Annotated in this window: 21 protein-coding genes; 15 read left to right on the top strand and 6 right to left on the bottom strand. The window is 55.0% G+C overall.

Features of this window, described 5'->3' with window-relative positions; all coding sequences use genetic code 11:
* Position 1 precedes the first annotated feature (1 nt).
* Positions 2 to 901 (bottom strand): cysteine synthase CysM, encoded by a 900-nt coding sequence (gene cysM, locus BN874_RS13815; protein WP_034434493.1) that lies wholly within the window; start codon positions 899 to 901, stop codon positions 2 to 4.
* A gap of 300 nt (positions 902 to 1,201) precedes the next feature.
* Between cysM and BN874_RS13820 the strand changes: the two genes are divergently transcribed.
* Positions 1,202 to 2,005 carry a HalD/BesD family halogenase gene (locus BN874_RS13820; RefSeq protein ID WP_034434495.1) on the top strand — a complete coding sequence of 268 codons (804 nt, stop codon included), beginning with the start codon at positions 1,202 to 1,204 and terminating at the stop codon, positions 2,003 to 2,005.
* Here BN874_RS13820 and BN874_RS13825 read toward each other — a convergent pair.
* Positions 2,002 to 2,697, bottom strand: coding sequence for a glutamine amidotransferase-related protein (locus BN874_RS13825; protein ID WP_034434500.1), 696 nt, complete (start codon positions 2,695 to 2,697; stop codon positions 2,002 to 2,004). The genes BN874_RS13820 and BN874_RS13825 overlap by 4 nt on opposite strands.
* Positions 2,687 to 4,087, bottom strand: coding sequence for a class II 3-deoxy-7-phosphoheptulonate synthase (locus BN874_RS13830; RefSeq protein WP_230314444.1), 1,401 nt, complete (start codon positions 4,085 to 4,087; stop codon positions 2,687 to 2,689). Before BN874_RS13830 ends, BN874_RS13825 begins: the two co-directional genes overlap by 11 nt.
* A 385-nt stretch (positions 4,088 to 4,472) precedes the next feature.
* Between BN874_RS13830 and BN874_RS13835 the strand changes: the two genes are divergently transcribed.
* Together BN874_RS13835 and BN874_RS13840 are read left to right on the top strand one after the other, a co-directional pair.
* The gene (locus BN874_RS13835) at positions 4,473 to 4,769 is read left to right on the top strand and encodes a hypothetical protein (protein WP_034434502.1); all 297 of its coding nucleotides are present in this window, start codon (positions 4,473 to 4,475) and stop codon (positions 4,767 to 4,769) included.
* Between the two features lie 9 nt (positions 4,770 to 4,778).
* Complete coding sequence (locus BN874_RS13840; RefSeq protein WP_034434503.1) at positions 4,779 to 5,096, top strand: hypothetical protein; 318 nt, start codon at positions 4,779 to 4,781, stop codon at positions 5,094 to 5,096.
* A gap of 36 nt (positions 5,097 to 5,132) precedes the next feature.
* Here BN874_RS13840 and BN874_RS13845 read toward each other — a convergent pair whose 3' ends face one another.
* Positions 5,133 to 5,357, bottom strand: coding sequence for a hypothetical protein (locus BN874_RS13845; protein ID WP_034434505.1), 225 nt, complete (start codon positions 5,355 to 5,357; stop codon positions 5,133 to 5,135).
* A gap of 240 nt (positions 5,358 to 5,597) precedes the next feature.
* Between BN874_RS13845 and BN874_RS13850 the strand changes: the two genes are divergently transcribed.
* The 9 genes from BN874_RS13850 (at position 5,598) to BN874_RS13890 (ending at position 18,391) form a co-directional block, all read left to right on the top strand.
* On the top strand, positions 5,598 to 5,975 hold the full coding sequence (locus BN874_RS13850; RefSeq protein WP_034434507.1) for a hypothetical protein: 378 nt from the start codon (positions 5,598 to 5,600) through the stop codon (positions 5,973 to 5,975).
* 468 nt (positions 5,976 to 6,443) lie between these two features.
* A complete protein-coding gene (locus BN874_RS13855) occupies positions 6,444 to 9,653 on the top strand; it encodes a helicase-related protein (protein ID WP_034434509.1) in 3,210 nt (1,069 codons plus the stop codon).
* Entirely contained in the window at positions 9,650 to 10,423 is a 774-nt protein-coding gene (locus tag BN874_RS13860) for a DUF4391 domain-containing protein (RefSeq protein ID WP_034434511.1), read from the top strand. The genes BN874_RS13855 and BN874_RS13860 overlap by 4 nt, the downstream gene beginning before the upstream one ends.
* A gap of 9 nt (positions 10,424 to 10,432) precedes the next feature.
* Positions 10,433 to 10,957, top strand: a complete 525-nt coding sequence (locus tag BN874_RS13865) for an ATPase (RefSeq protein ID WP_034434512.1) — start codon at positions 10,433 to 10,435, stop codon at positions 10,955 to 10,957.
* A complete protein-coding gene (locus tag BN874_RS13870) occupies positions 10,947 to 11,165 on the top strand; it encodes a hypothetical protein (RefSeq protein ID WP_034434514.1) in 219 nt (72 codons plus the stop codon). Before BN874_RS13865 ends, BN874_RS13870 begins: the two co-directional genes overlap by 11 nt.
* Positions 11,166 to 11,274: 109 nt before the next feature.
* On the top strand, positions 11,275 to 13,302 hold the full coding sequence (locus BN874_RS13875) for a site-specific DNA-methyltransferase (RefSeq protein WP_420886137.1): 2,028 nt from the start codon (positions 11,275 to 11,277) through the stop codon (positions 13,300 to 13,302).
* Positions 13,303 to 13,339: 37 nt separating this feature from the next.
* Positions 13,340 to 14,698, top strand: coding sequence for an AAA family ATPase (locus BN874_RS13880; RefSeq protein ID WP_034434517.1), 1,359 nt, complete (start codon positions 13,340 to 13,342; stop codon positions 14,696 to 14,698).
* Between the two features lie 65 nt (positions 14,699 to 14,763).
* A complete protein-coding gene (locus BN874_RS22715; RefSeq protein WP_081756404.1) occupies positions 14,764 to 15,432 on the top strand; it encodes a retron system putative HNH endonuclease in 669 nt (222 codons plus the stop codon).
* Positions 15,416 to 18,391 (top strand): type III restriction-modification system endonuclease, encoded by a 2,976-nt coding sequence (locus tag BN874_RS13890; protein ID WP_034434519.1) that lies wholly within the window; start codon positions 15,416 to 15,418, stop codon positions 18,389 to 18,391. The genes BN874_RS22715 and BN874_RS13890 overlap by 17 nt, the downstream gene beginning before the upstream one ends.
* A gap of 230 nt (positions 18,392 to 18,621) precedes the next feature.
* Here the strand turns inward: BN874_RS13890 and BN874_RS13895 are convergent, their stop codons facing one another.
* Positions 18,622 to 19,488: a YicC/YloC family endoribonuclease gene (locus tag BN874_RS13895; RefSeq protein ID WP_034434520.1), complete on the bottom strand. Its 867-nt coding sequence runs from the start codon at positions 19,486 to 19,488 to the stop codon at positions 18,622 to 18,624.
* Positions 19,489 to 19,667: 179 nt separating this feature from the next.
* Here BN874_RS13895 and rph point away from each other — a divergent pair, with 179 nt between their 5' ends.
* Both rph and rdgB read left to right on the top strand, forming a co-directional pair.
* A complete protein-coding gene (gene rph / locus BN874_RS13900; protein WP_034434523.1) occupies positions 19,668 to 20,390 on the top strand; it encodes a ribonuclease PH in 723 nt (240 codons plus the stop codon).
* 4 nt (positions 20,391 to 20,394) lie between these two features.
* The gene (gene rdgB / locus BN874_RS13905; protein WP_051497854.1) at positions 20,395 to 21,027 is read left to right on the top strand and encodes an RdgB/HAM1 family non-canonical purine NTP pyrophosphatase; all 633 of its coding nucleotides are present in this window, start codon (positions 20,395 to 20,397) and stop codon (positions 21,025 to 21,027) included.
* Between the two features lie 34 nt (positions 21,028 to 21,061).
* On the opposite strand, the gene BN874_RS22720 is transcribed toward rdgB, so the two are convergent.
* Positions 21,062 to 21,898 (bottom strand): hypothetical protein, encoded by an 837-nt coding sequence (locus BN874_RS22720; protein WP_051497855.1) that lies wholly within the window; start codon positions 21,896 to 21,898, stop codon positions 21,062 to 21,064.
* A 112-nt stretch (positions 21,899 to 22,010) separates the two neighbouring features.
* Here BN874_RS22720 and hemW point away from each other — a divergent pair, with 112 nt between their 5' ends.
* Positions 22,011 to 23,171: a radical SAM family heme chaperone HemW gene (gene hemW / locus BN874_RS13920; protein WP_034434525.1), complete on the top strand. Its 1,161-nt coding sequence runs from the start codon at positions 22,011 to 22,013 to the stop codon at positions 23,169 to 23,171.
* Positions 23,172 to 23,216 lie beyond the last annotated feature (45 nt).

Raw genomic sequence — 23,216 nt, forward strand, 5'->3', positions numbered from 1 at the left:
CTCAATCCGCAAACAGCCCGGTGGATAAATAACGGTCGCCCCGGTCGCAGATGATGGTGACGATCACCGCGTTCTCAACTTCCTGCGACAAACGTAACGCCGCCGCTGCCGCACCCCCGGCTGAAACGCCGCAACAGATGCCTTCCTCGCGAGCCAGCCGGCGGGTGATGGTTTCGGCTTCGGCCTGAGTCACATCCATGATCCGGTCTACCCGTGCCGGTTCGTAGATGCGAGGCAAATACTCCAGCGGCCAGCGCCGAATCCCGGCAATGCAGGAACCTTCGGTCGGCTGCACTCCGATAATTTGCACGGCTGGATTTTGTTCCTTGAGATAGCGCGACACGCCCATGATGGTGCCGGTAGTGCCCATGGCGCTGACGAAGTGGGTGACGCTGCTGCGGGTGTCGCGCCAGATTTCCGGGCCAGTGGTTGCATAATGTGCCAACGGATTATCGGGATTGGCGAACTGATCCAACACCCGACCGCGCCCTTCCTGCTCCATCCGCGCCGCCAAATCGCGAGCGCCTTCCATACCTTCCTCCTTGCTGACCAACACCAGTTCCGCACCGTAAGCCTGCATCGCGGCGCGGCGTTCAGCCGTCTGGTTCTCCGGCATGATCAGCACCATCCGGTAGCCTTTTATCGCTGCGATCATTGCCAAAGCGATACCGGTGTTGCCGCTGGTCGCTTCGATCAGTACATCGCCGGGCTGGATGGTTCCGCTTGCTTCCGCCTGCTGAATCATGCTCAGCGCAGGACGATCCTTAACCGAACCGGCGGGATTATTGCCCTCCAGCTTGCCGAGAATCTGGTTTGAGGTGTGGCCCGGCAGGCGTTGCAGGCGCACCAGCGGGGTGTTACCGATGAAGGCTTCGAGGGTGGGAGTATCGGAATGCGGCATCGTGAAATCCAGGCGGTCTTTGGGAATTACGGCTTTCGGGCATTTGCTAAAGTGGCGAAGTGTACTCAATGGCTTCCCAACGATGATAGCTGTTACCCAACCTGTAACCGCGCCTGCCACCGGCGATGGAGTAATCACCGGCGTTGCATCGTGCTTCCTCTTGCCGCAACGGATTCCGGTTGCTTATGTTTCTAGCCCCTTCATCCATTTTTAACAACACCCGGTTAGGCTGAGAGCATCAACCCTGACTGCTATCCAGTCGGAGTATCTCTTTCACTTCCATTGCTACCGGGTCGCTTCATGTTTCAGGAGATTCTGCTGATTCCCGCCGCTGGCGCGCTGGCTTTTACCGGCCTCAAGCTGCGCAAGCAGCGCCAATACCGCCAACTGCAAATGCGCCAGCGCGACTTCATCGCTCGCTATGGTGCCGCGCTGCGTCTGTCCGAACCAGCGCCAGATGCGCTGCCCGACTTCAGCCGGCGCATTGCGGTAATGCCGGAACCGCTGCCGGAGACCGCTTTCACCCTGTTGCGCGAAGCCGCGTTGCGTCATCGCCGCACCGAGCGCAGCTATTTTCCGACTCACAAGCAGGGTGGCACGATTGCGTATGAGGACTTGCATCAGACGGCCCCGGAGATCGTCGCGTTCTATCAGTCGGATGACCTGCGCCGACTGTGTTCCGCGATCATCGGCGAAGCGGTGGTTCCCACTCCGATCAATGACCAGAGTTCCTGTTCACTGCTGTTCTACGACCGGCCCCGCGATCATATCGGCTGGCATTACGACTACAACTTTTATAACGGTCGCCATTTCACCGTATTGCTGCCGCTGGTCAACCGCCATCTTCATGCGAACCGGCTGTCCTCGGCGCAACTGGTGATCCAGCAGGACGGTCGGGAAGTCGCCATCCCCACCCCGCCCAATACCCTCATCGCATTCGAGGGCGCGCGGGTCTATCACCAGGTGACCCGGCTGGAGGAGGATGAGCTGCGAGTCATCCTGAGCATGACGTTTTGCACCCACCCCCAGTCCTCGCTGCTCAAGGATGCTATCCGTCGCTGCAAGGACATCGCCTATTTCGGTATCCGGGCGCTGTGGAGCTAAATCCACTGTTCCAAAAAGCCATCGAACCAGCGATCCAGCGCCGCATCATGATTGGCATGGCGCACGCGCTGTTCAGCGGCGGATTGCGCGCCGGGCGCGGTCAATTCCTTCGCACCTTCCAGCAGCCAGTTTTCCAGAATGGCCTGATCCACTTCCGGGTGGAATTGCAAGCCGAAAGCATTCGCGCCGTAACGATAGGCTTGATGGGGAAAATTCGCGCCGGTCGCCAGCAGTTCTGCGCCCGCCGGCAAGGCAAAGCCTTCGCGGTGCCAGTGATAAACCTGCAACGGTTTCTCAAACACGGTTTGGCCAGCCTCGGTCGGTTGCACCGCGAAATAACCAATTTCCGCCAGCCCCGCCGGATGCGGCTGGACTGTCGCGCCCAAAGCCCGCGCCAGCAGTTGCGCGCCCAGACAAATTCCCAAAAAGGGTCGCCCGGAGTCCAGCGCCTGGGGAATCCAGTCCAGTTGCGCCCGGAGTCCCGGCAGTTTGGCGTCGTCGTTGGCGCTCATCGGCCCGCCGAATACCACCGCCCCAGCGTAGCCGTCCATTGCCGCCGGCAACGGCTCGCCGGCCAGCGGACAGCACACTTCCAGCGCATAACCACGCTCGCGCAGCTTGCGGCCACAGCGTCCGGCGCTGGCGTCGCGGGTCTGCATCACCAGCAACAGACGCGACGCTTCATCCATCATGGCGATCCTCCAACATTGCCTGCCGATAATCCTTCAAAGTTTCGGCGATCAAAAACGCCAGCTCCAGGCTTTGTGAAGCGTTCAGCCGTGGATCGCAACGGGTGTGATAGCGGTCGGCCAAGCCCTGTTCGGTGATCGCCTGCGCGCCGCCCAGACATTCGGTGACATCCTGTCCGGTCAGTTCAAAGTGCATTCCGCCGGGGATGCTGCCCTCGGCGCGATGGATGACGAAGAAGCGCCGCACCTCGTCGAGAATGCGGGTGAAGGGGCGGGTTTTATAACCGGTGCTGGCTTCCTGGGTGTTGCCGTGCATCGGATCGCACGACCACACCACATGGCGGCCTTCCCGCTGCACCGCCCGAATCAGCGGCGGCAGCGCGACTTCAATTTTGTCCGCGCCCATCCGGCTGATTAGGGTCAAGCGGCCCGGCTGGTCATCCGGGTTCAGCGCGTCCAGCAGGCGCAGCACCGTATCCGGGTCGGCGGTCGGCCCCAACTTGAGGCCGATGGGATTGGCGACGCCGCGCAGGAATTCGACATGGGCGCCGTTCAGTTGCCGGGTGCGCTCGCCGATCCACAGCAAATGCGCCGAACCGTCGCACCAGTCGCCAGTCGCTGGATCGCGCCGGGTCAACGCCTGCTCGTAGCCCAGCAGCAGCGCCTCGTGCGAGGTGTAGAACTGCACCTGCCGCACTTGCGGATCGGTCACCGCATCCAGCCCACAGGCGCGCATGAATCCCAGGGTTTCGCTGATGCGATTGGCGAGATCGTGATAGCGGGCGCTCTGCGGGCTGGCTTGCAAAAAGTCCAGATTCCATTGCTGCACCCGATGCAGATCAGCGAAGCCGCCTTGCGCCAGCGCCCGCAGCAAATTCAGCGTCGCCGCCGATTGCGCATAGGCGCGCAGTTGCCGACGCGGATCGGGGTGGCGGGCCTCCGGGGTGAAATCGAGATCGTTAACGATGTCGCCCCGATAGCTCGGCAGTTCCACCCCGTCGCGGGTTTCCATCGGCGCGCTGCGCGGCTTGGCGAACTGGCCGGCCATCCGTCCGACCTTGACCACCGGACAGGCGGCGGCAAAGGTCAGAATCACCGCCATTTGCAACAGCACCCGAAAGGTGTCGGTGATGGTGTGGTCGCGGAACTCAGCAAAACTCTCGGCGCAATCGCCGCCTTGCAGCAGGAACGCCCGCCCGGCGGCGACTTCGGCCAGTTGTTGGCGCAGGGTGCGGATTTCGCCAGCGAACACCAGCGGCGGCGAGGTGCCCAGCCGTTCCTCTACTTCAGCCAGCGCCGGCAGGTCGTCGTAAACCGGCAGTTGCGCCGCTGGTCGTTGTCGCCAACTGTTGGGCGTCCAGGGGACGGTGGCGTATTGCATGGGTTGTGACATCGGGGTATCCGGGAAAAATTGCGGAGGATTTCAAACGGACAACGGGGTTCGAGAACAATTAACAGAATCAATGCTGCGGGCTTGATCCTAGAATAACCGATTAGGCTGACCCTGATCCTCCAGTTGAGTCCCCGGCTTCAACGCTGAATCGTCATCCTCCATGATGACGCCTAGCGTTGATTGGCGCTGCACTGTTGGGCGGCGCGACTCAACCAGCCCCCCGAAAGGGCAAGACGTTACCCGTGAATCCGCCTTCGGGCGGTATTGATAGGCACTCCGGCGATGCTTCATCAGTCCCGGACTCTGCGAATCGCTCTTAAACAGCACGGCACCGAGAAACGGGCAGTGGGGCGACCAAGGATGGACCTGAAGAGGATAAATAAAGATGACACTCAATGAAATCAATCGCAAATACGCGCAGCTTGTCGCGCAATCGGAAGCCTATTTTCTCTCCCTAGGCGCATCACCAATGGAAGCACTGCGTGAAGCGGAGTCCCAGGTTTACCGTGACAACGTCAAGAATAATGATGTTACGGAAACGACGTGGCATCAGGCCCATGCTTATTGCCGATGTTCCCGAAATCTGTTTCGTGAACATAGGGTATATATGTTGATTTTATTGGCATTTACCGTCAGGTCACGAAAGCGTTTTCGTGACCACCCTATCCAAAACGGGTTTTAAGGAATCATCATGAAACAAATCACTGTACTTGCATTACTGACCCTTTCTCTGTCTGCACAGGGCGGGGAATTGATTACCAACGAATCGGTTGCAAAACCCTTTATTGATTCGTGTTTATCTCAAATCAAGTCAAAAATGAGGGATGAAGAATCCGCCAAGATGAAAGATATTTCTGTACTAAAAAAGAATAGTGAAGAAATAAATGTGTATGCCGTTATCAATGCAAAGAATGCTTATGGCGGATACACAGGATACAAATCATACATCTGCATGATGAATAACAATCGTGAAGTGGTTAGGATATTTGGTTTAGAACAGTTAGACTAAAAATAAGTAGACAACCTTCACGGTGTGGTAGATAGATTAAACAGTATCGACCACCAGCGCCAAGGACGGCGCATCGCCTTGAACCTTACCGCCCTGTACGAACACCCTTCCTCCGATAGTCCTCGTTCCTAGTATCCACGTCGTTGATCCGCCCGGAAACTCCACTAACACCCGTCCGCTGTCTAGGGCCACCACGTCGGCCACCAGAATCGGATCAGCCGACTGCAAATCCTTCCAACGTCGCCACAAGTTCACAGCCATGGCCCGATTCTCCTTTCTAAAGTAAGGGATTGCCGTACTGCAAGACCATCACCGCTGCGATTGGCACTGACACTGCACGACCGCACCAATCCCCGAATCCCGGCGAAACTGCACAGATAGCCCGGTCGAATCAGCGGGACTGAAGCACTTCCCCCCAGCATCGTTTCCACCGTCACCTGAAATCCAGGCCCGGCGCTGGCCAATTCCGTTTCCGCTCGTGCCCGTGCAGAATAACTATCGGTGAGCAATTCATCGACAATCGGTTCATTCGCACACAAATCCCCCGCCGTCCCGTTCAAGGTCAATTGCAGCAACACGCTGGAGCCGCCCAACGCCGCGCCGCCCGGCCATTTGCCGTTGGCCTACAGGGTGCTGGGCGAGGAGCATCGACGGGCGCAAAAAGTGAAGGCGGATACGGCGGTGCTGGTCTGTCTGGGCAATCCGCCCTATGACCGGCAGACCATCGCGCTCGACGATGCGGCGCGGAAAGGCGGCTGGATTCGCTACGGCGACGATCACCGCGATGGCGCGGGCATCCTTCAGGATTTCATCGCGCCGCTGAACGCGCTTGGTTTGGGGTATTCCACCCGCGTCAGGGAGCCATCGCTTCGTGAATGACGGTAAGTCAGCACCACCTGCTGTTCTTCGACCCGTACCGCAACACCGAGGGTCAATGCGTCTTGCTGTCCCCACCGCACCTCGAAGCACAGCCCAGGCTTCATCACGCCTTCGCGTTGCCAGTATCGGATATCCAACGCCCGGTCGCTCGTCACCGTCCCCTTCGTGCGCTGATGTTCATACCAGCCGCTACCGATTCCGCCCATGATTCGTCCTTTTTGTCGAAATAATGTGGCTTGGTACTGACACGCTCCTTGTGGCAACCATTTGTTGAGACTCTTGAATTGGAATGAATATCTTTAACTTGTTGATTATATATTATAAGTTGTCTTTTCAGTGAATTAACTTAGCGGTTTTTGCTCCCGATTTGGACCCCTCCTGGAGCCACACCTCTAAAGAAATTGGTCTCAAATGCGCTATAGTAATTAAGCAATATCCCCATAAAAATTAACAAAGTATGGGTACTCGATGAAGCTCATCAGGAACAGTGGCAGCGACCGAGTCGTTGATGAACTACGGCGATGCTTAACCCCGCAGGGGACTTTGGACATAGCCACACCGAAATTTTCGCTCTTCGCTTTTGGCGAACTTCAGGAGCGGCTGGCTCAGTTGGCGAAATGCCGCTTGGTCATTCCTGACGTTGCGACGAACGATCTGGCGTTACTCGGTGCCGATACGGATCGTCTCTACCGGAATCAACTACAGGTTCGTGGGTTGGCCCGGCAGTGTGCCGCTTGGCTTGAGGCACGAGTGGAGGTCAAGAACGCTCCGGGCATCATTCCGCAGGCAGCCCTGATGGTTAGCGATGCGAAGGCGATCTTGAACCGGGTGATTACCGGGCATTGTCCATTGACTACCGAGGGGTTGGGAATCACTCCGGCCCATCCATTCAGTCTGATCCAGGCAGCGGAGAGCAACGAAGAGTGTGTCCTGCTGGGTGGGTGGTTCAACGACCTTTGGCACAGCCTGCCCAGCTCTCCCGAACCGAAGCGGATTCTGCTGTCGAGACTTCAGGAACTAACCGCGCACCATGCACCATCATTGATCTATTTCCTCATTCTCTATCACCTGTTCAAGGACTTGGGAGATTCATTGGATGAAGAGCAAATTGTTAAATCTGCGACCGGTATTCGCACAACGACAGTTTGGAAGAAGCTGTTTAAGTTCCAGCGCGATGGTGTGATCGGCGCGATTGATAAGCTGGAGCGGCTCGGCGGCTGCATCATTGCCGATAGCGTGGGTCTCGGTAAGACTTTTGAGGCGCTGGCAATTATCAAGTATTACGAATTGCGTAATGATCGAGTGCTGGTCTTAGTCCCGAAGCGCTTGCGGGATAATTGGACGATTTATAAAGCCAATGACCGGCGCAATATCCTCGCCGCCGACCGTTTTCATTATGATGTACTCAATCATACGGATTTATCTCGTGATAATGGCTTGTCCGGCGATATTGATCTCTCGCATATTCATTGGGGCAACTACGATCTGGTGGTGATCGATGAGTCGCATAACTTTCGTAATAAAGCAACGCATAAGGATCATGAAACTCGCTATGACCGGTTGATGCGGCGAATTATTCAGGATGGAGTCAAGACTCGTGTTTTGATGCTCTCCGCTACGCCGGTCAATAATCGTTTGGCTGACCTCAAGAATCAGATTTCCTTTGTCACAGAAGGCAATGATCTGGCGCTGGCGGCGCACGGCATACCCAGTATTGAAGCCACCGTTCGCCAAGCGCAGCTTCAGTTTAACCGCTGGCTCGCTTTGGAGGATGTTCAACGCCGTCCCACCCGATTGATGGATATGCTGGGCTTCGATTATTTCAAGCTGCTTGATTTGCTGACTATCGCCCGTTCGCGCAAACACATCGAAAAGTATTATGGGATTCACGAAACTGGACGCTTCCCGGAACGCCTCAAGCCGATCAATATCAAGTCAAATGTAGACCTGGCTGAAGAGTTTCCCTCCATCCGCACGATTAACAATGAGATTCGCCGTCTGAATCTCGCAGCCTATGCGCCATTGCGCTATGTGTTGCCGAATAAACAACGCGCTTATGATGAGAAATACAGCACTCGGATTCGTGGCGGTGAATCCATTTTTCGACAGGTGGATCGTGAGGAAAGCCTGATCCATCTATTGCGAGTGAATCTGCTGAAACGAATGGAGAGTTCAGTGGTTTCTTTTGTATTGACCCTTCAACGTCAACTCGCTGATGTAGATGCGACGATTGCCAAGATTGAGACCCACGCGGAAGCAGTGGAGGAGATCGATATTGAAGAAGTGGATGCGGAAGACCCTGCATTCGAAAGCTTATGGGTGGGGCGTAAGGTTAAAGTATTGCTTCAGGATGTAGACCGGGTTCGTTGGCGGCAGGATTTACTGGAAGATCACAACCGGCTGGCGACGCTGCTGTCAGCGGCGAAGGATATTGATCCGGCCCGTGATGCCAAACTTGCCGAGTTGCGAGAAGTCATTGAGCGTAAGTGTCACCAGCCGATTAACCCCGGCAATCGTAAAATGATTATCTTCACTGCATTTGCGGATACGGCTCAGTATCTTTATCAGCAGTTGAATCCGTGGGCATTGCAACAACTGGGATTACACACCGCGCTGGTCACCGGGGCTGGCCGCAACCAGACTACATTACCCAACTTGCGTAAAGACCTTGCCAGTATCCTGACTGCCTTTTCACCGCAATCCAAGGAACGCCCGGTTGAGTGCGCGGATGAAGGGGAATTGGATTTACTCATTGCTACGGATTGCATTAGCGAAGGCCAGAATTTGCAGGATTGCGATGCGCTGACTAACTATGATATTCACTGGAATCCAGTACGGATTATTCAGCGGTTTGGGCGAATTGATCGCATTGGTTCGCCGAATGCCCAAATTCAATTGATTAACTTCTGGCCTAATCTGGAGTTGGAGGAATATATTAACCTCGAACAGCGGGTCAGTGGGCGAATGGTGTTGCTGGATATTTCCGCCACCGGTGAAGAGAATCTGATTGAACAGAAATCCGGCGATCCGATGAATGATCTGGAATACCGCCGCCAGCAATTACTCAAGCTCCAGGATGCCGTGATTGATTTGGAAGACCTGAGTAGCGGCGTTTCGATTGCGGATTTGACCTTGAATGACTTTCGGATGGACTTGGCGGGCTTTCTCCGGGAACATCCCGGCCAACTGGATACCCTGCCGTTAGGCACGTTTGCCGTCACCACCCCGTCCGGTAATGGTGATGCTGCAATTCCACCGGGGGTGGTCTTCTGTCTGCGTGCCGTGGGGGATGTGGCGCTTAAAAGCGGTGAACCGGGCTATCCGCTCGCTCCGCATTATCTGGTGCATCTCAGTGAAGAGGGTACGGTGTTGCTATCCTTCACCCAAGCCAAGCAGGCGCTCGACTGTTTGAAGAAACTCGGTATGGGCCGCGATCTGCCCGATGCTGGGGCCTGCGCCCGCTTCGATAAAGCCACCCGCGACGGTCAGGAGATGCGGGCGGTGCAAGACCTTCTCGCCAAGGCCATTGCTTCTATCGTCGGCAAGAAAGAAGAACGGGCGGTAGCCAGCCTGTTCAGTGCGGGCGGGACTCATGCGCTGAAAGGCGAGTTTGCGGGAATCAATGACTTTGAGGTGGTCGCCTTTCTGGTGGTGTTGCCGGAGGCCGCAGGCGCGTGAGGTTTGCTCCGGTCATTGATGCCTTGGCATTGCCGGTCAATGCCCGCGTTGATCAGCGAGTGCCGAAGAAATTGTTGTTGGAACAGGGCGCGCCGACGACTGCCGATAAACGCCAGATTCAGGAGGGCATTGATGAGTTGTTCTGGATCGCGGCGCTCAAGCCAAGTGGGGTAGGAGTTCCAGCGTTTCGAGACGAGGTGCGGGAGTATCTGGAAATCGCGGTGTTGACCGTGGTGTTGCGTCCGGCAGCGAAGACGGCGCGACTGGTGGAGTTGATCCATCGGGCGATTCCCTATCCGCTGGTGCTGGTGACGGGACACGGGGAAACGGTCAGCCTGTCATTGGCGCATCTGCGCGGTTCGCAGGGTGAAACGGGCAAGGTGGTCATTGAAGACTTGCGCCGAACGGCATCGTTTCGCCCGGATGCGCCCACGAAGGAAGAAACGGCGTTCCTGGATAGCTTGGCGCTCTCAGGACTGCCCTGTGGCGATTTGTGGACGCTCTATCAGGGCTGGCTGGATCGAGCGGTGGCGCTGGAGGCGGCGCGGATCACCGGACAGTTCGTCCTCCCTGATGGTGCCGAGCATTCGCAGGCGTTGCGGGAGGGATTAGGAAATCATGCCCGGCTTCAATGTAAATTAGCGGCGTTGCGCGTTCAGGCGGCGAAAGAGAAACAAATGGGGCGACGGGTGGAACTGAATCTGGAAATTAAACAGTTGGAATCTGAGCGGGCGGTGGTCGTGCGTGGCTTGGGTTATAAAGAATCATAGGCGTCTACGATGGAGCAAAAGAAGATTGTCATGATTGCCGGGCCAAATGGTGCAGGAAAGACCACTTTTGCCCGCGAGTTTTTGCCGAATGAAGCGCATTGTTTGACGTTTATCAATGCTGATCTAATCGCTGCGGGTTTATCGCCTTTTGCCCCTGAACGGGCGGCGGTGAAAGCGGGGCGGTTGATGGTGCAAGCGATGAAAGAGGCCGTCTCTCATGGAGAAAGTTTCGCGTTTGAAACGACGTTGAGCGGCATTGCTTATGCTCGTGCTATTCCTGAATGGCAAGCGCAAGGCTATCGGGTCAAACTGGTTTTTCTGGAATTGCCTAATGCTGAAATCGCCATTGCGCGAGTGGCGGAGCGCGTGCGTCAAGGAGGACATGATGTTCCTGAATTGACCATACGGCGGCGATTTGCAGCAGGACTCAATAATTTCCATTTTTTCTATAAAACCTTGGTCGATTCTTGGCTGCATTTTGATAGTTCCGGGGATGAAATCACTTTGATTGATTGGAGCGAAAATGAACGCTAAATCACTACAAGAAGCAAAGGATGAAGACCTGCGCAATGCGATACCGGCCTTACAACGAGCAGCGCAACGGGCGAGACAGATCGCTGCCCAAACGCAAACCGCGATTATCGTGATGCGTGATGGGCAAATGGTGAGGGAGCAAATAGCGTTTACTGATCAATTATTTTCCGCAGATGACGCAGATGACGCAGATAGAAAATTATGTTGAGTGTTGAGGATCGGAACCCGATGAATTTCTTATTTGATGGTTATTTGACTGGCGATGCCCAGCGAAGACCTTTTGCCTTATCGCTGTTCACAGAACCCCATGATTTTCATTGGCTTGGCTCATTTTCTCAAACTCTGGCTTATTTGACGGCTATTTGACTGGAACGCCTGCAACCACCATGCACAAGCTCACCGCCCACGATCCCGAAGCCCAATCCGCTGATTTGATCGCTGACAACCTTCAGCAACTCAAGGCGCTGTTCCCGGAAGCCTGCACCGAGGGCAAGATTGATTTCGAGGTGTTGAAGCAACTGTTGGGCGGGGCGGTGGAAGAACGCGAGGAGAAATACGGCCTGAACTGGCATGGCAAGCGCCGCGCCCGGCAACTGGCATTGACGCCCTCGACCGGCACCTTGCGCCCTTGCCCGGAGGACAGCGTGGATTGGGATACGACTCGGAATCTGATGATTGAGGGCGACAATCTGGAAGTGTTGAAGTTGCTGCAAAAGAGTTACGCCGGAAAGGTGAAGCTCATTTATATCGATCCGCCTTATAACACCGGCAAGGATTTCGTTTACCCGGATGATTACCGGGACAATATCAGGAATTATCTGGAACTAACCGGGCAAGTCGAAGGCGGCAGGAAAATTAGCAGTAATACTGAAGCCAGTGGGCGGTTTCATACCGATTGGCTGAATATGATGTATCCGAGGTTGAAACTGGCGAGGAATTTATTAAGGGATGATGGAGTGATTTTTATTTCAATTGATAATAATGAAGTTGAAAATTTGCGTATGCTTTGTAACGAGATTTTTGGAGAAGAAAACTTTATTGAGCAGATCATTTGGAAAAAAAGAAGTACACCACCAAACGATAAGATAATTGGTGCTAATCATGATTATATACTTGGGTTTTCTAAAAATATTGAAACACTACAATTAAATTTGCGTGAACGGTCTCAGGAGCAAATTGAGCGATACAGAAATCCTGATAATCATGTAAAAGGTGATTGGACTCCTGGCGACCTTATGGCTAATGTAAAAGGTGGTCGTTATGTGACTTCCCTGTATTTTCCAATTGTCAACCCTAATACAGGTGAAGAACACTATCCATCATCTAACGGGAATTGGCGATTTAGTAAAGATCGTGTAGCTGAGTTACTTGAAAATAATGAGATTTACTTTGGAGAAAATGGAAAGGGACGCCCAAAATTAAAAAGATTTTTGATTGACGTTAAAGATGGTGTTACCTATCCAACGATTTGGGATTTTGTACCTTTGAATACTGAAGGCTCATCTGAAATGGCAGAACTACTAGGTAGCATGACGGCTTTTGAAAATCCTAAGCCGTGTGGATTGATCGAAGAAATTATTAAAATTGGTTCTAATAAAGAAAGTATTATTGTAGATTTTTTTGCCGGTAGCGGGACAACCGGAAATGCAGTAATAGCGCAAAATGCAAAAGATAATGGAACCCGCCGCTTTGTTATTATTCAACTTCCAGAACCAACTGGACGAATAGATCATTCCACCATTGCCGAACTGACTAAAGAACGCCTGCGCCGTGCTGCTGCTAAAATCAAAAACGAATTAACCACGAAAGACACGAAAAGCACGAAAGAAAAGATAAGCGAAGATTTATTGAGTAATGCTGATAAAGATTCTTTTCGTGATCTTCGTGATTTTCGTGGTTCAAATAATCTTGATCTCGGCTTCCGCGTATTTAAACTCGACTCCTCCAACATCCGCGCCTGGGAACCCGACCGCGATAACCTTCCACAATCCCTGTTCGACGCTACCGACCACCTGAAAACCGACCGCAGCGAACAGGACATCCTGTTTGAATTGCTGCTCAAGCTCGGCCTCGACCTCACCATTCCCATTGAGCAAAAAACCATCGCGGGTAAGACCGTTCACAACATCGGCGCGGGTGTATTGCTGGTCTGCTTGGCCCCGCAGATTACCGCTGCCGAAGTCGAACCGCTGGCCCTGGGGCTGGTGGACTGGCATCAACAACTGGCCCCGGTTGGCGATTCTCAACTCGTGTTTCGCGATAGCGCCTTTGCCGATGATGTCGCCAAGACCAACCTCACCGCCATTCTCCAGCAGCACGGGCTGGATAACGTGCGGAGCCTGTAAAAATCCATGATCCCAATTACTGACGGAGAGCGTGATCATGCCTCACCGCACTTGGATTAAACGACTGGAGCTAAAAAATTATCGCTGCTTTGCTCATCTGACCATCGATTTTGATGAGCGGTTGACGGTACTCATTGCCCACAACGGCGCCGGCAAAACAACAGTGCTGGACGCTCTAGCCGTCGCGTTAGGCACCTTTGTCGGTAGCTTTTATACGGGGAAACGCACCGGTATCAATAGTGAGGATGTACGGCTACGAATGACCCAGATTGAATTGCGCGAGATGGAGCCACAGTTTCCAGTAGTTATCAACGCACGCGGTGAAGTAAATAGCGAGTCTATCGAATGGGCGCGTTGGCTCAATACCCCAAAATCGGGTACAACGATCAAGGAAGCTAAACCATTAACCGCTATTGGCGAACGAATGCAGTACGCAGTAACGCAAAAACAATCTGTTGTATTACCACTGGTTGCTTATTATGGCACTGGAAGACTGTGGAACCAGAAGAAAAAGACTGAAAAAAAGGTATTCGAGAGCGAATTTTATTCGCGAACAGTGGGTTATCAGGACTGCCTTGATCCGGCCTCAAGCTACAAGTTTTTTGAAGATTGGCTTCGCTATACCGCACAAGCAGATTTCGATTGGCGCCATCAGCAACGCGAGCGTTTAGGAAATAACCATGCTGAAACGGATACGCCTTACACCCCCTTGATCGCCGCTGTCCGCCAAGCCGTCGATGAATGCCTGATGACCACCACCGGCTGGCGCAATCTGCGCTACAGCTTTACGCACCAAACGGTCGTGATGGAACACCCGGAATCGGGCGTCCTGGAAGTTAATCAGCTTTCAGACGGGGTGCGAAATATGATCGCATTAGTCGCCGATATTGCTTATCGAATGGCGCGACTTAATTCTGATTTTGGCCGCAACGCTGCAAAACAAACACCTGGCCTGATTCTTATTGATGAAGTCGATATGCACCTGCATCCAGAATGGCAACAAGTGGTACTACAAGACCTGACCTTTGCGTTTCCGCAAATACAGTTTGTCGTGACGACTCACAGCCCACAAGTAATTTCAACAGTAAAACGGGAACATGTGCGCGTATTGAGTGAAAACCAGGAAGGTGATGCCATTGCCGCGATCCCTCCGGCTCGTACCTATGGCCGTAGCAATGCCGACGTCATGCAATCCGTGATGGGCGTTTCCCCAGAACCGGAAATTCATGAAAGCAAAGATTTGCGCAACTATTTAGCGGTTGTGGAACAAGGAGATTGGCGCACTGAAGAGATACAGGCATTGCGATCCAAATTGACCGATGCGTTGGGTAATGACCATCCCCTGCTTCGTCGCGCTGAACTGATCATGCGCCGTCGTGAGGCGCTGGGGCAATGAGGGCCATACAGAAAACCAGTGGACACTACTCATTGAATCAGCGCCAGATTCGGCATCAGTAGGAATTGCGCGATGGAACGGCATCACCGAAAGCATGGGAAAATTTTCGCGCTAACCGAGACACTCGCGACCTATGCTTACTTGAGCAATTTGGTTTATGCGCTTACAGCGAAACTCTGCTCGATGCTAATGATCTAGGGATGCATCTTGATCATGTACGCCCTAGATCGAAGTTTCCTGCCGATACTTTTGATCACCATAACCTGTTGCTGTCAGCCATTGATGATATTAGTTTTCGCAAACTGATCAAGCGGGATGTATTTGGCGGACATGCGCGTAGCAATCACTATTCAAAATCAGATTTTATTCACCCAATCCGGCCCGATTGTCAGCGTTTCTTTCACTATGCCAGTGATGGTCGAATTGAACCGGCGTTGACCCTTTCTGAAAGCAATAAGCGCAAAGCGGTTTATACGATTGCGATATTGAATCTCAATGCGCCATTATTGATTAACAGTCGTCGGCGCTGGCTTGAAACACTTGAAGAGGAAATCGATCAACTGCTGGAAATGCCTGCTGCGCTGGAAAATTTTGCCGAGGCGGAGCTGTGCCTGACTAACAATAAACTGCGTCCATTCCATAGCGCCGTGCGGGAACGATTCGGCGCACTGGGCGAACGGGTCATCCGGCAGCATTGCATCCACATTACGAGCGACCATGAAACTCCACTTTGAACCCAATCTTGATTACCAGCGCACCGCTATCGAATCCGTCTGCGACCTGTTTCGTGGTCAGGAAATTTGCCGCTCCGAGTTCACCGTTACCCATAACGATCCCGACGCGCAACAAACCCTGACCTTCGCCCAAAGCGACCTGGGCATCGGTAATCGCCTGCACCTGCTCGATGATGAACTCCACACCAACCTCAACGACATTCAACTCCGCAACGGTCTGAAACCTTCTGCATCCCTCGCGTCCGGCGATTTCACCGTCGAGATGGAAACCGGCACCGGCAAAACCTACGTCTATCTGCGCACGATCTTTGAACTCAACAAAGGCTACGGCTTTACCAAATTCGTCATTGTCGTGCCCTCGGTCGCGATTAAGGAAGGCGTCTACAAAACCCTCCAGATCACCGAAGACCACTTCCGGCCTCTCTACGCCAACACCCCTTTCGAGTTCTTCCTCTACGATTCCGCCAAACTCGGCCAAGTGCGCAACTTCGCCACCAGCCCGCATATTCAAATCATGGTGGTCACGGTCGGGGCGATTAACAAAAAGGATGTGAATAATCTCTACAAGGACACTGAGAAAACCGGCGGTGAGAAACCGATTGACCTGATTCGCGCCACGCAACCTATCGTCATTGTGGATGAACCGCAAAGCGTTGATGGCGGCTTGGAAGGGCATGGCAGGAAAGCCCTCGGCGAGATGAATCCACTCTGCACCTTGCGTTACTCCGCAACCCATGCCGACAAACACCACATGCTCTATCGGCTCGATGCGGTGGACGCCTACGAACGCAAACTGGTGAAGCAGATTGAAGTCGCTTCCCTGGATGTGCAAGGCGGTCACAACAAAGCGTATGTGAAACTGCTGGCGACACAGAATCAGCGTGGAACCATTACCGCGAAAGTCGAACTGGATGTGCAGCGCGGCTCCACCATTCACCGCCAAACCATGACAGTGCAGGACGGCGATGATCTGGAGCAGACCACCAGACGCGCCCTGTACGCCGATTGCCGGATCGGCGAAATTCGCTGCGCCAAAGGTCAGGAATTGGTCGAAGTCAAAGTCCCCGGCGGCGAACACTGGCTGTCCCTCGGTCAGGCGATTGGCGACGTAGACGGCGATGCGCTCAAACGGCTGATGATCCGCCGCACCATCAAGGAGCATCTGGACAAGGAACTGCGCTTGCGCCCGCAAGGGATCAAGGTGCTGTCCTTGTTTTTCATCGACACTGTGGCGCATTACCGCCAGTACGACGCCAGCGGCCAACCACAGAAGGGAAAATATGCGCTGATGTTCGAGGAAGAATATCGGCGCTGGGCGAACCATCCCGATTATCAAAGCCTGTTCAAAGAAATCGACCTGACCATAGAGGCTTCCGCAGTCCACGACGGCTATTTTTCCATCGACAAGAAAGGCGCATGGACGGATACCGCCGAGAATAATCAGGGCAACCGCGACAGTGCCGAACGCGCTTACAGCCTGATCATGAAGGAAAAAGAGAAGCTCCTCAGTTTCGACACCCCTCTGAAATTCATCTTCTCTCACTCGGCGCTACGCGAAGGCTGGGACAATCCCAACGTCTTCCAGATTTGCGCCCTGCGCGACATCGGCAGTGAACGCGAACGCCGCCAGACTATCGGGCGCGGCCTGCGCTTGTGCGTGAACCAGCAGGGCGAACGGCTGCGCGGCTTTGCCATTAACACCCTGACCGTCATCGCCACCGAGAGCTACGAACAATTCGCCGAGAACTTGCAGAAAGAGATTGAAACCGACACCGGCATTCGCTTCGGCATCGTCGAAAAACACCAATTCGCGGCCATCCCGGTCATGGATGCGACCGGACGCACCACCGCATTAGGCGTCGTTCAGTCCGAAGCCCTGTGGAACCATCTCCAGAAAGCAGGCTATGTGGACAAAAACGGCAAGGTGCAGGATTCGCTACGGCGGGCGCTCAAGGACGGGACGTTGCACTTGCCTGAATCATTCCAGGCCCAGCTTCCCCAAGTGCAGGCGATCCTGCACAAGCTCGCGGGCAAACTGGACATCAAGGACGCCAATGAACGACAGCCGATCAAGACCCGGCAGGCGATTTTGCACAGTGCTGAATTCAAGGCGCTGTGGGATCGCATCAAGCACAAGACGACCTATCGGGTGCAGTTCGATAACGACAAGCTACTGACGGATTGCGCCAAGGCGCTACAGGACGCGCCACCGATCAGCAAAACGCGGGTCAATATCCGCAAAGCCGATCTCACCATCGGGCGGGGCGGAGTCAGTGCCGCAGAGACCGCGACCGCTTTTGGCATCACCCTGGATGAACGCGACATCGTATTACCCGATCTGCTCACCGACTTGCAGGACAAGACCCAACTCACTCGCCGCAGTTTGGTACGGATTCTCAATGACAGCGGGCGACTGAATGACTTTAGCCGTAATCCGCAGCAGTTTATCGAACTCACCACTGAGGTTATCAACCGCAGTAAACGGCTGGCCCTAGTGGACGGCATCAAATACCAGCGCCTCGGCGACGAATGCTATTACGCCCAGGAACTCTTTGAGCAAGAGGAATTAACCGGCTACCTGAAAAACATGTTAGCGGTTAAGAAATCGGTCTACGAACACATCGTTTACGATTCAGCCGGAGTCGAGCGCACCTTTGCCGAACAGTTGGAGAAGAACGAATCCGTCAAGGTATACGCAAAACTCCCTGGCTGGTTCAAAGTCCCGACGCCCTTGGGCAGTTATAACCCGGATTGGGCGGTACTCATCGAGAAGGACGGCGCGGAACGGCTTTACTTCGTGGTAGAGACCAAGGGTGGCCTGTTTACTGACGACTTGCGCGATAAGGAAAGCGCAAAAATCGAGTGTGGTAAAGCTCATTTCGAGGCGTTGCGAGTGGATGCTACGTCTGCTCAATACATCGTTGCCAGAAATATCAATGATCTCGTCGCGCATTGTTGATGGGGCAATCAGGAAAAGATATAGGTGATGAAAATTCTTGATTTTAGTAAATTAAAATGGTGTTTATAAATTCCACAAGCTGTATAGAAGTGCTATAACTATGGGTACACTGTTGGGTACACGAACATTACGCGACTTCAAGATATGCAATGCAGCCGTAAGACACTAAAAAAGCCGCTGAAATAGCGGCTTAAATAGACGCATAAGATGAGGTGAAACCCGGTGAAAATCTACTCGATATTCTGAATCTGTTCGCGCATCTGTTCAATCAGCACCTTGAGTTCAACCGCAGCGCGAGTGGTATCGGTATCGGCAGATTTTGAGGACAGGGTATTGGCTTCGCGATTAAGTTCCTGCATTAGAAAATCCAGCCGGCGCCCAACCGGTTCGGGACGGGCAAACACCGCCTGAATCTCGTCAAGATGGGTGTCGAGCCGGTCAAGCTCTTCATCCACATCCAGCCGTTGGGCGATCAAAACCAGCTCCTGTTCCAACCGACCGGGATCGCTATCGGTCGAAATGTCCGCCAACCGGCTGAGCAACCGGTCACGCCAGCGGGACAACACTTCGGGGCGGCGGGTGCGTACCCGCGTGACCTGAACCCGAATTGCCTCGCAGCGTTGTTGCAGCAGTTCGGCGGTGCGCTGACCTTCCCGTTCCCGCGTCGCAATCAATTCCGCCAGCGCCGCGTCCAGACCACTGAGAACAGCGGCGCGGATGTCATCGAGGTTGGGTTCCGCTTCGTTAAGCGCCCCCGGCCAGCGCAGCACGTCGATCAGCCGTAGACCCGTGCCCGGCCCGATCATGTGTTCCAGTTCCGCCGCCACTTCGAGCAACCGCTCAACGACCGGCAAATTCAAGGCAATGGCGGACGGGGCGGCGCTGGCGGCTTGTAGCTTGAGTGTGGCTTCGACCTTGCCACGGCTGAGCGCCGCGCCAATCCGCTCGCGCACCAGGGTTTCCAAGCCTCGCAGCGCTTCCGGCAGGCGCAGGGCAGTTTCCAGATAGCGGTGGTTCACCGACCGCAACTCCCAGGTAATCGTGCCCCACGCGCTGGACTGTTCCTGGCGCGCAAAGGCGGTCATGCTGCGTAACATGGGTCTATCCTCATTTTCAGTGTTTTTTTATCTTAGGTGGTATTCGCCGTATTAGCGCGATACCACGCCATTTTTTCGTCCGGCGCCGAACCTGCGGGGGTACTCTCGTGGCGCTCACCGGTTCTGTTATAGTTCCGCGCCCTATCATTTCATCCCGATTTAGCCCACAGGAACTGCCCATGCGTCCCAGCCACCGCGCCGCCGATGAAACACGCTCGATTCAGATCACCCGCCAATTTACCAAGCACGCCGAAGGTTCAGTGCTGGTAGAGTTCGGCGATACCCGGGTGATCTGTACTGCCAGCGTGGAGGAGCGGGTACCGCCCTTTCTCAAGGGCAAGGGGCGAGGCTGGGTGACCGCAGAATATGGCATGTTGCCCCGCGCTACCCATACCCGTTCCAGCCGTGAGGCCAGCCGTGGCCGCCAGGATGGACGGACCATGGAAATCCAGCGACTGATCGGGCGGGCGCTACGCTCGGTGGTGGATCTGGAAGCGCTGGGCGAGCGCACCGTGACGCTGGATTGCGACGTGATCCAAGCTGACGGCGGCACCCGCACTGCGGCGATCACCGGCAGTTTCGTCGCACTGGCCGATGCCGTGCGTTATCTGCTGGAGCGCAAGAAAGTCAGAAAGAATCCGCTGCACGGGCAGGTGGCCTCAATATCAGTGGGTATCTATCAGGGCGTTCCGGTGCTGGATCTGGATTACGCTGAGGATTCGGAGGCGGAAACTGATATGAACGTAGTGATGAACGACGCCGGCGCGTTCGTCGAACTCCAAGGCACCGCTGAGGGTCACGCCTTCCGCATCGAGGAATTGCAGGCGATGCTGGATCTGGCGCGGGGCGGGATTGAGCACCTGTTACGCAAGCAGCGGGACGTGCTGGGATTGCCGGGCTGAAACCATGCCTAAAATCGTTCTGGCCACTAACAATCCCGGCAAGGCGCGGGAATTCGCCGCCCTGCTGGCGAATCTGGCGGTGGAGGTCGTGCCGCAGTCGGCTTTCAACGTGCCGGAAGTGGCGGAAACCGGACTGAGCTTTGTCGAGAACGCTATTCTCAAAGCCCGCAACGCGGCCTTGCATAGCGGATTATCGGCGTTGGCCGACGATTCCGGGCTGATGGTGGATGCGCTGGGTGGAGCGCCGGGCATTTACTCCGCCCGTTACGCTGGGCCTGGAGCCAGCGACCGCGCCAATCTCGCTCAACTGCTGGCTGAATTGCGCGAAGTGCCCAAAGAACGGCGCACCGCCCGCTTTCAGTGTGTACTGGCGTTGTTGCGCCATCCCACTGATCCGACACCGCTGATCTGCCAGGGAAGTTGGGAGGGCGTGATCACGCTTGAGCCGCACGGTACTCACGGCTTTGGCTACGACCCGGTATTTCTGCCGCCCGATCAGGCGGGGAAGACTGCGGCTGAATTAGAGTTGGTGACCAAGAATCGTCTGAGCCATCGCGGCCAGGCGTTAGTGCTACTGTGCCGACAGTTGCGGAATGATCCGGATTTTTGGGTGCGGGCTACAGCAACGGCGCATTGAGCAAAGCGCAAAATTAGAGCGGTATCCCGTCGGTTTATGGCCCGATATAGGTATGGGGTACCACTGGCACTGGCGCTGACGCTGATGTCTTCGCATCGGGAGCAGGCGCTGGTGCGCCGAGCGAAATCATGATCGGTTCCAGTTGCCGCCAGGTCTGTTCGGCCTGCCGTTTGGAGATCACTTTGGGCAACATGTCACGGATGGCGTCGAGTTCGACCCGGAGATGCTCGGGCGTGGTGGTCGCTTCGATCCGCTCGATCCGACGCGCCGCCGTGGGACCCATGGCGCCCAGCAAAATGGAGCGGATGAAGCCTTTGGCTTTATCGAGATTGAAGGTGGGTACAGCCGTCGCTACGGGTGTTGTACTCTGAGTGGGGATCGATGCCGGCTGTTCCAGCGGGGGCATGATCGGTGCCAACTGTTGCCAAACCTGTTCGGCCTGCGACTGGGAAAGTACCTTGGACAGAATGTCGCGGATCACCTCGAGTTCGATGCGGAGCTGCTCAGGTGTAGTGGTGGCTTCGACACACTCGATCCGGTGGGCAGCGGTAGGCCCCATGGCAGCCAGCAGGATGGAGTGAATCAGGCTCTTAGCCTGGTCAAGATCGAATTCGGGTGGCGCAGGTGGAGCCGCCGGATCGGGAGCCGCTGATTTGGACGCAGGGACCGCAATGAATCCACCAGTCGCCAATTGATCCAGCGCGAGTTCGACCTCGCCGAGGGTGGTCAGCCGATTGATCATCTCAGCAGCGGTGGAATGCCCATCCACCATGATCAGCAGCCGGCGCAGGTTGGCTGGCAGTTTATGGATGCGGGTCTGGATTTCCTCAAGCCCCTTGGCAGTTTTGGCGTAAATTTTATTGAGTTGCATATCGCTTCCATAGAAGGTTGGAAAACGTTGCGGTGAACCGGTTGCGGTCAGGAGAAGGGATGACTCGCAAATTTTTAATGGGTGTCAACATAATTCTAGTTCGAGAGAGGTGATGTTGGCATTTTTCTCCCCGATTCCGCTGGCGTTATACCTCCACATCCCGTGGTGTGTCCGCAAGTGTCCATACTGCGATTTCAATTCCCATCAGGCGCACAGCCCGTTACCGGAATCGGCTTATGTCGATGCGCTGCTGAGGGACTTGGAGCAGGATTTACCACGAGTATGGGGGCGGCGGATTAGCAGCCTGTTCATTGGCGGTGGTACCCCCAGCCTGTTCTCCGCCGAGGCGCTGGATCGGCTGCTGTCGGGCTTGCGTGCCCGCTTGCCGTTGCGCCCGGATCTGGAAATCACCCTGGAAGCCAATCCTGGCACGGTGGAACAAAACCGGTTCGCTGAATTTCGTGCCATCGGTATCAACCGGCTGTCCATCGGAGTGCAGAGCTTCAACGACGGACAGTTGCAGCAGTTGGGACGGATTCACGACCGCCGCGCCGCGTTCGCCGCCGCCGAAGCCGCTCATGCCGCTGGGCTGGAGAACTTCAATCTGGACCTGATGTTCGGCCTGCCAGGACAGACGGTAGACCAAGCCCTGGCCGATATTGCCAATGCGGTGGCTTTGCGACCAACCCATCTTTCTTATTATCAGCTCACTATCGAACCAAACACCGCGTTTCACCACGCGCCGCCGGTATTGCCGGATGATGAAGTGAGCGACGTCATTCAGGATCGGGCGCGAGCGGAACTGGCTCGGCACGGTTATCGGCAATATGAAGTGTCGGCCTATGCCCGCGAAGGTTGGCGCTGCCAGCACAATTTGAACTACTGGGAATTCGGCGACTATCTGGGCATCGGTGCGGGCGCGCACGGCAAGTTGACGGATCCCGCTGCTGGACAAATCCATCGGCTGTGGAAACTGAAACAGCCCCGCGATTATCTGGCGTCTGCCGGAATGCGGGCCGGTATCGGTGGCGACGCGGTGATCGGCGAGGCTGACCTGCCGGTGGAGTTCCTGATGAACGCGCTGCGGCTGATCGAAGGAGTACCGGCGGCGCTGTTTACCGAGCGCACCGGGTTACCGCTGGCCGCGCTGGAACCGGCATTAAGCCAATCGCGGGAACGCGGGTTGCTGGAAGTGGACCGCGAACGCTTGCAAGCCACCGACCACGGTCTGCGGTTCCTGAACGATCTGCTGCAAGGATTCATGTCGGAATAGCGCAATCGGATTGCAGCGAAATGCGCAGATTCATACCAGTCCTGC

The organism is Candidatus Contendobacter odensis Run_B_J11 (genome assembly GCF_000531125.1).
Classification (GTDB): domain Bacteria; phylum Pseudomonadota; class Gammaproteobacteria; order Competibacterales; family Competibacteraceae; genus Contendibacter; species Contendibacter odensensis.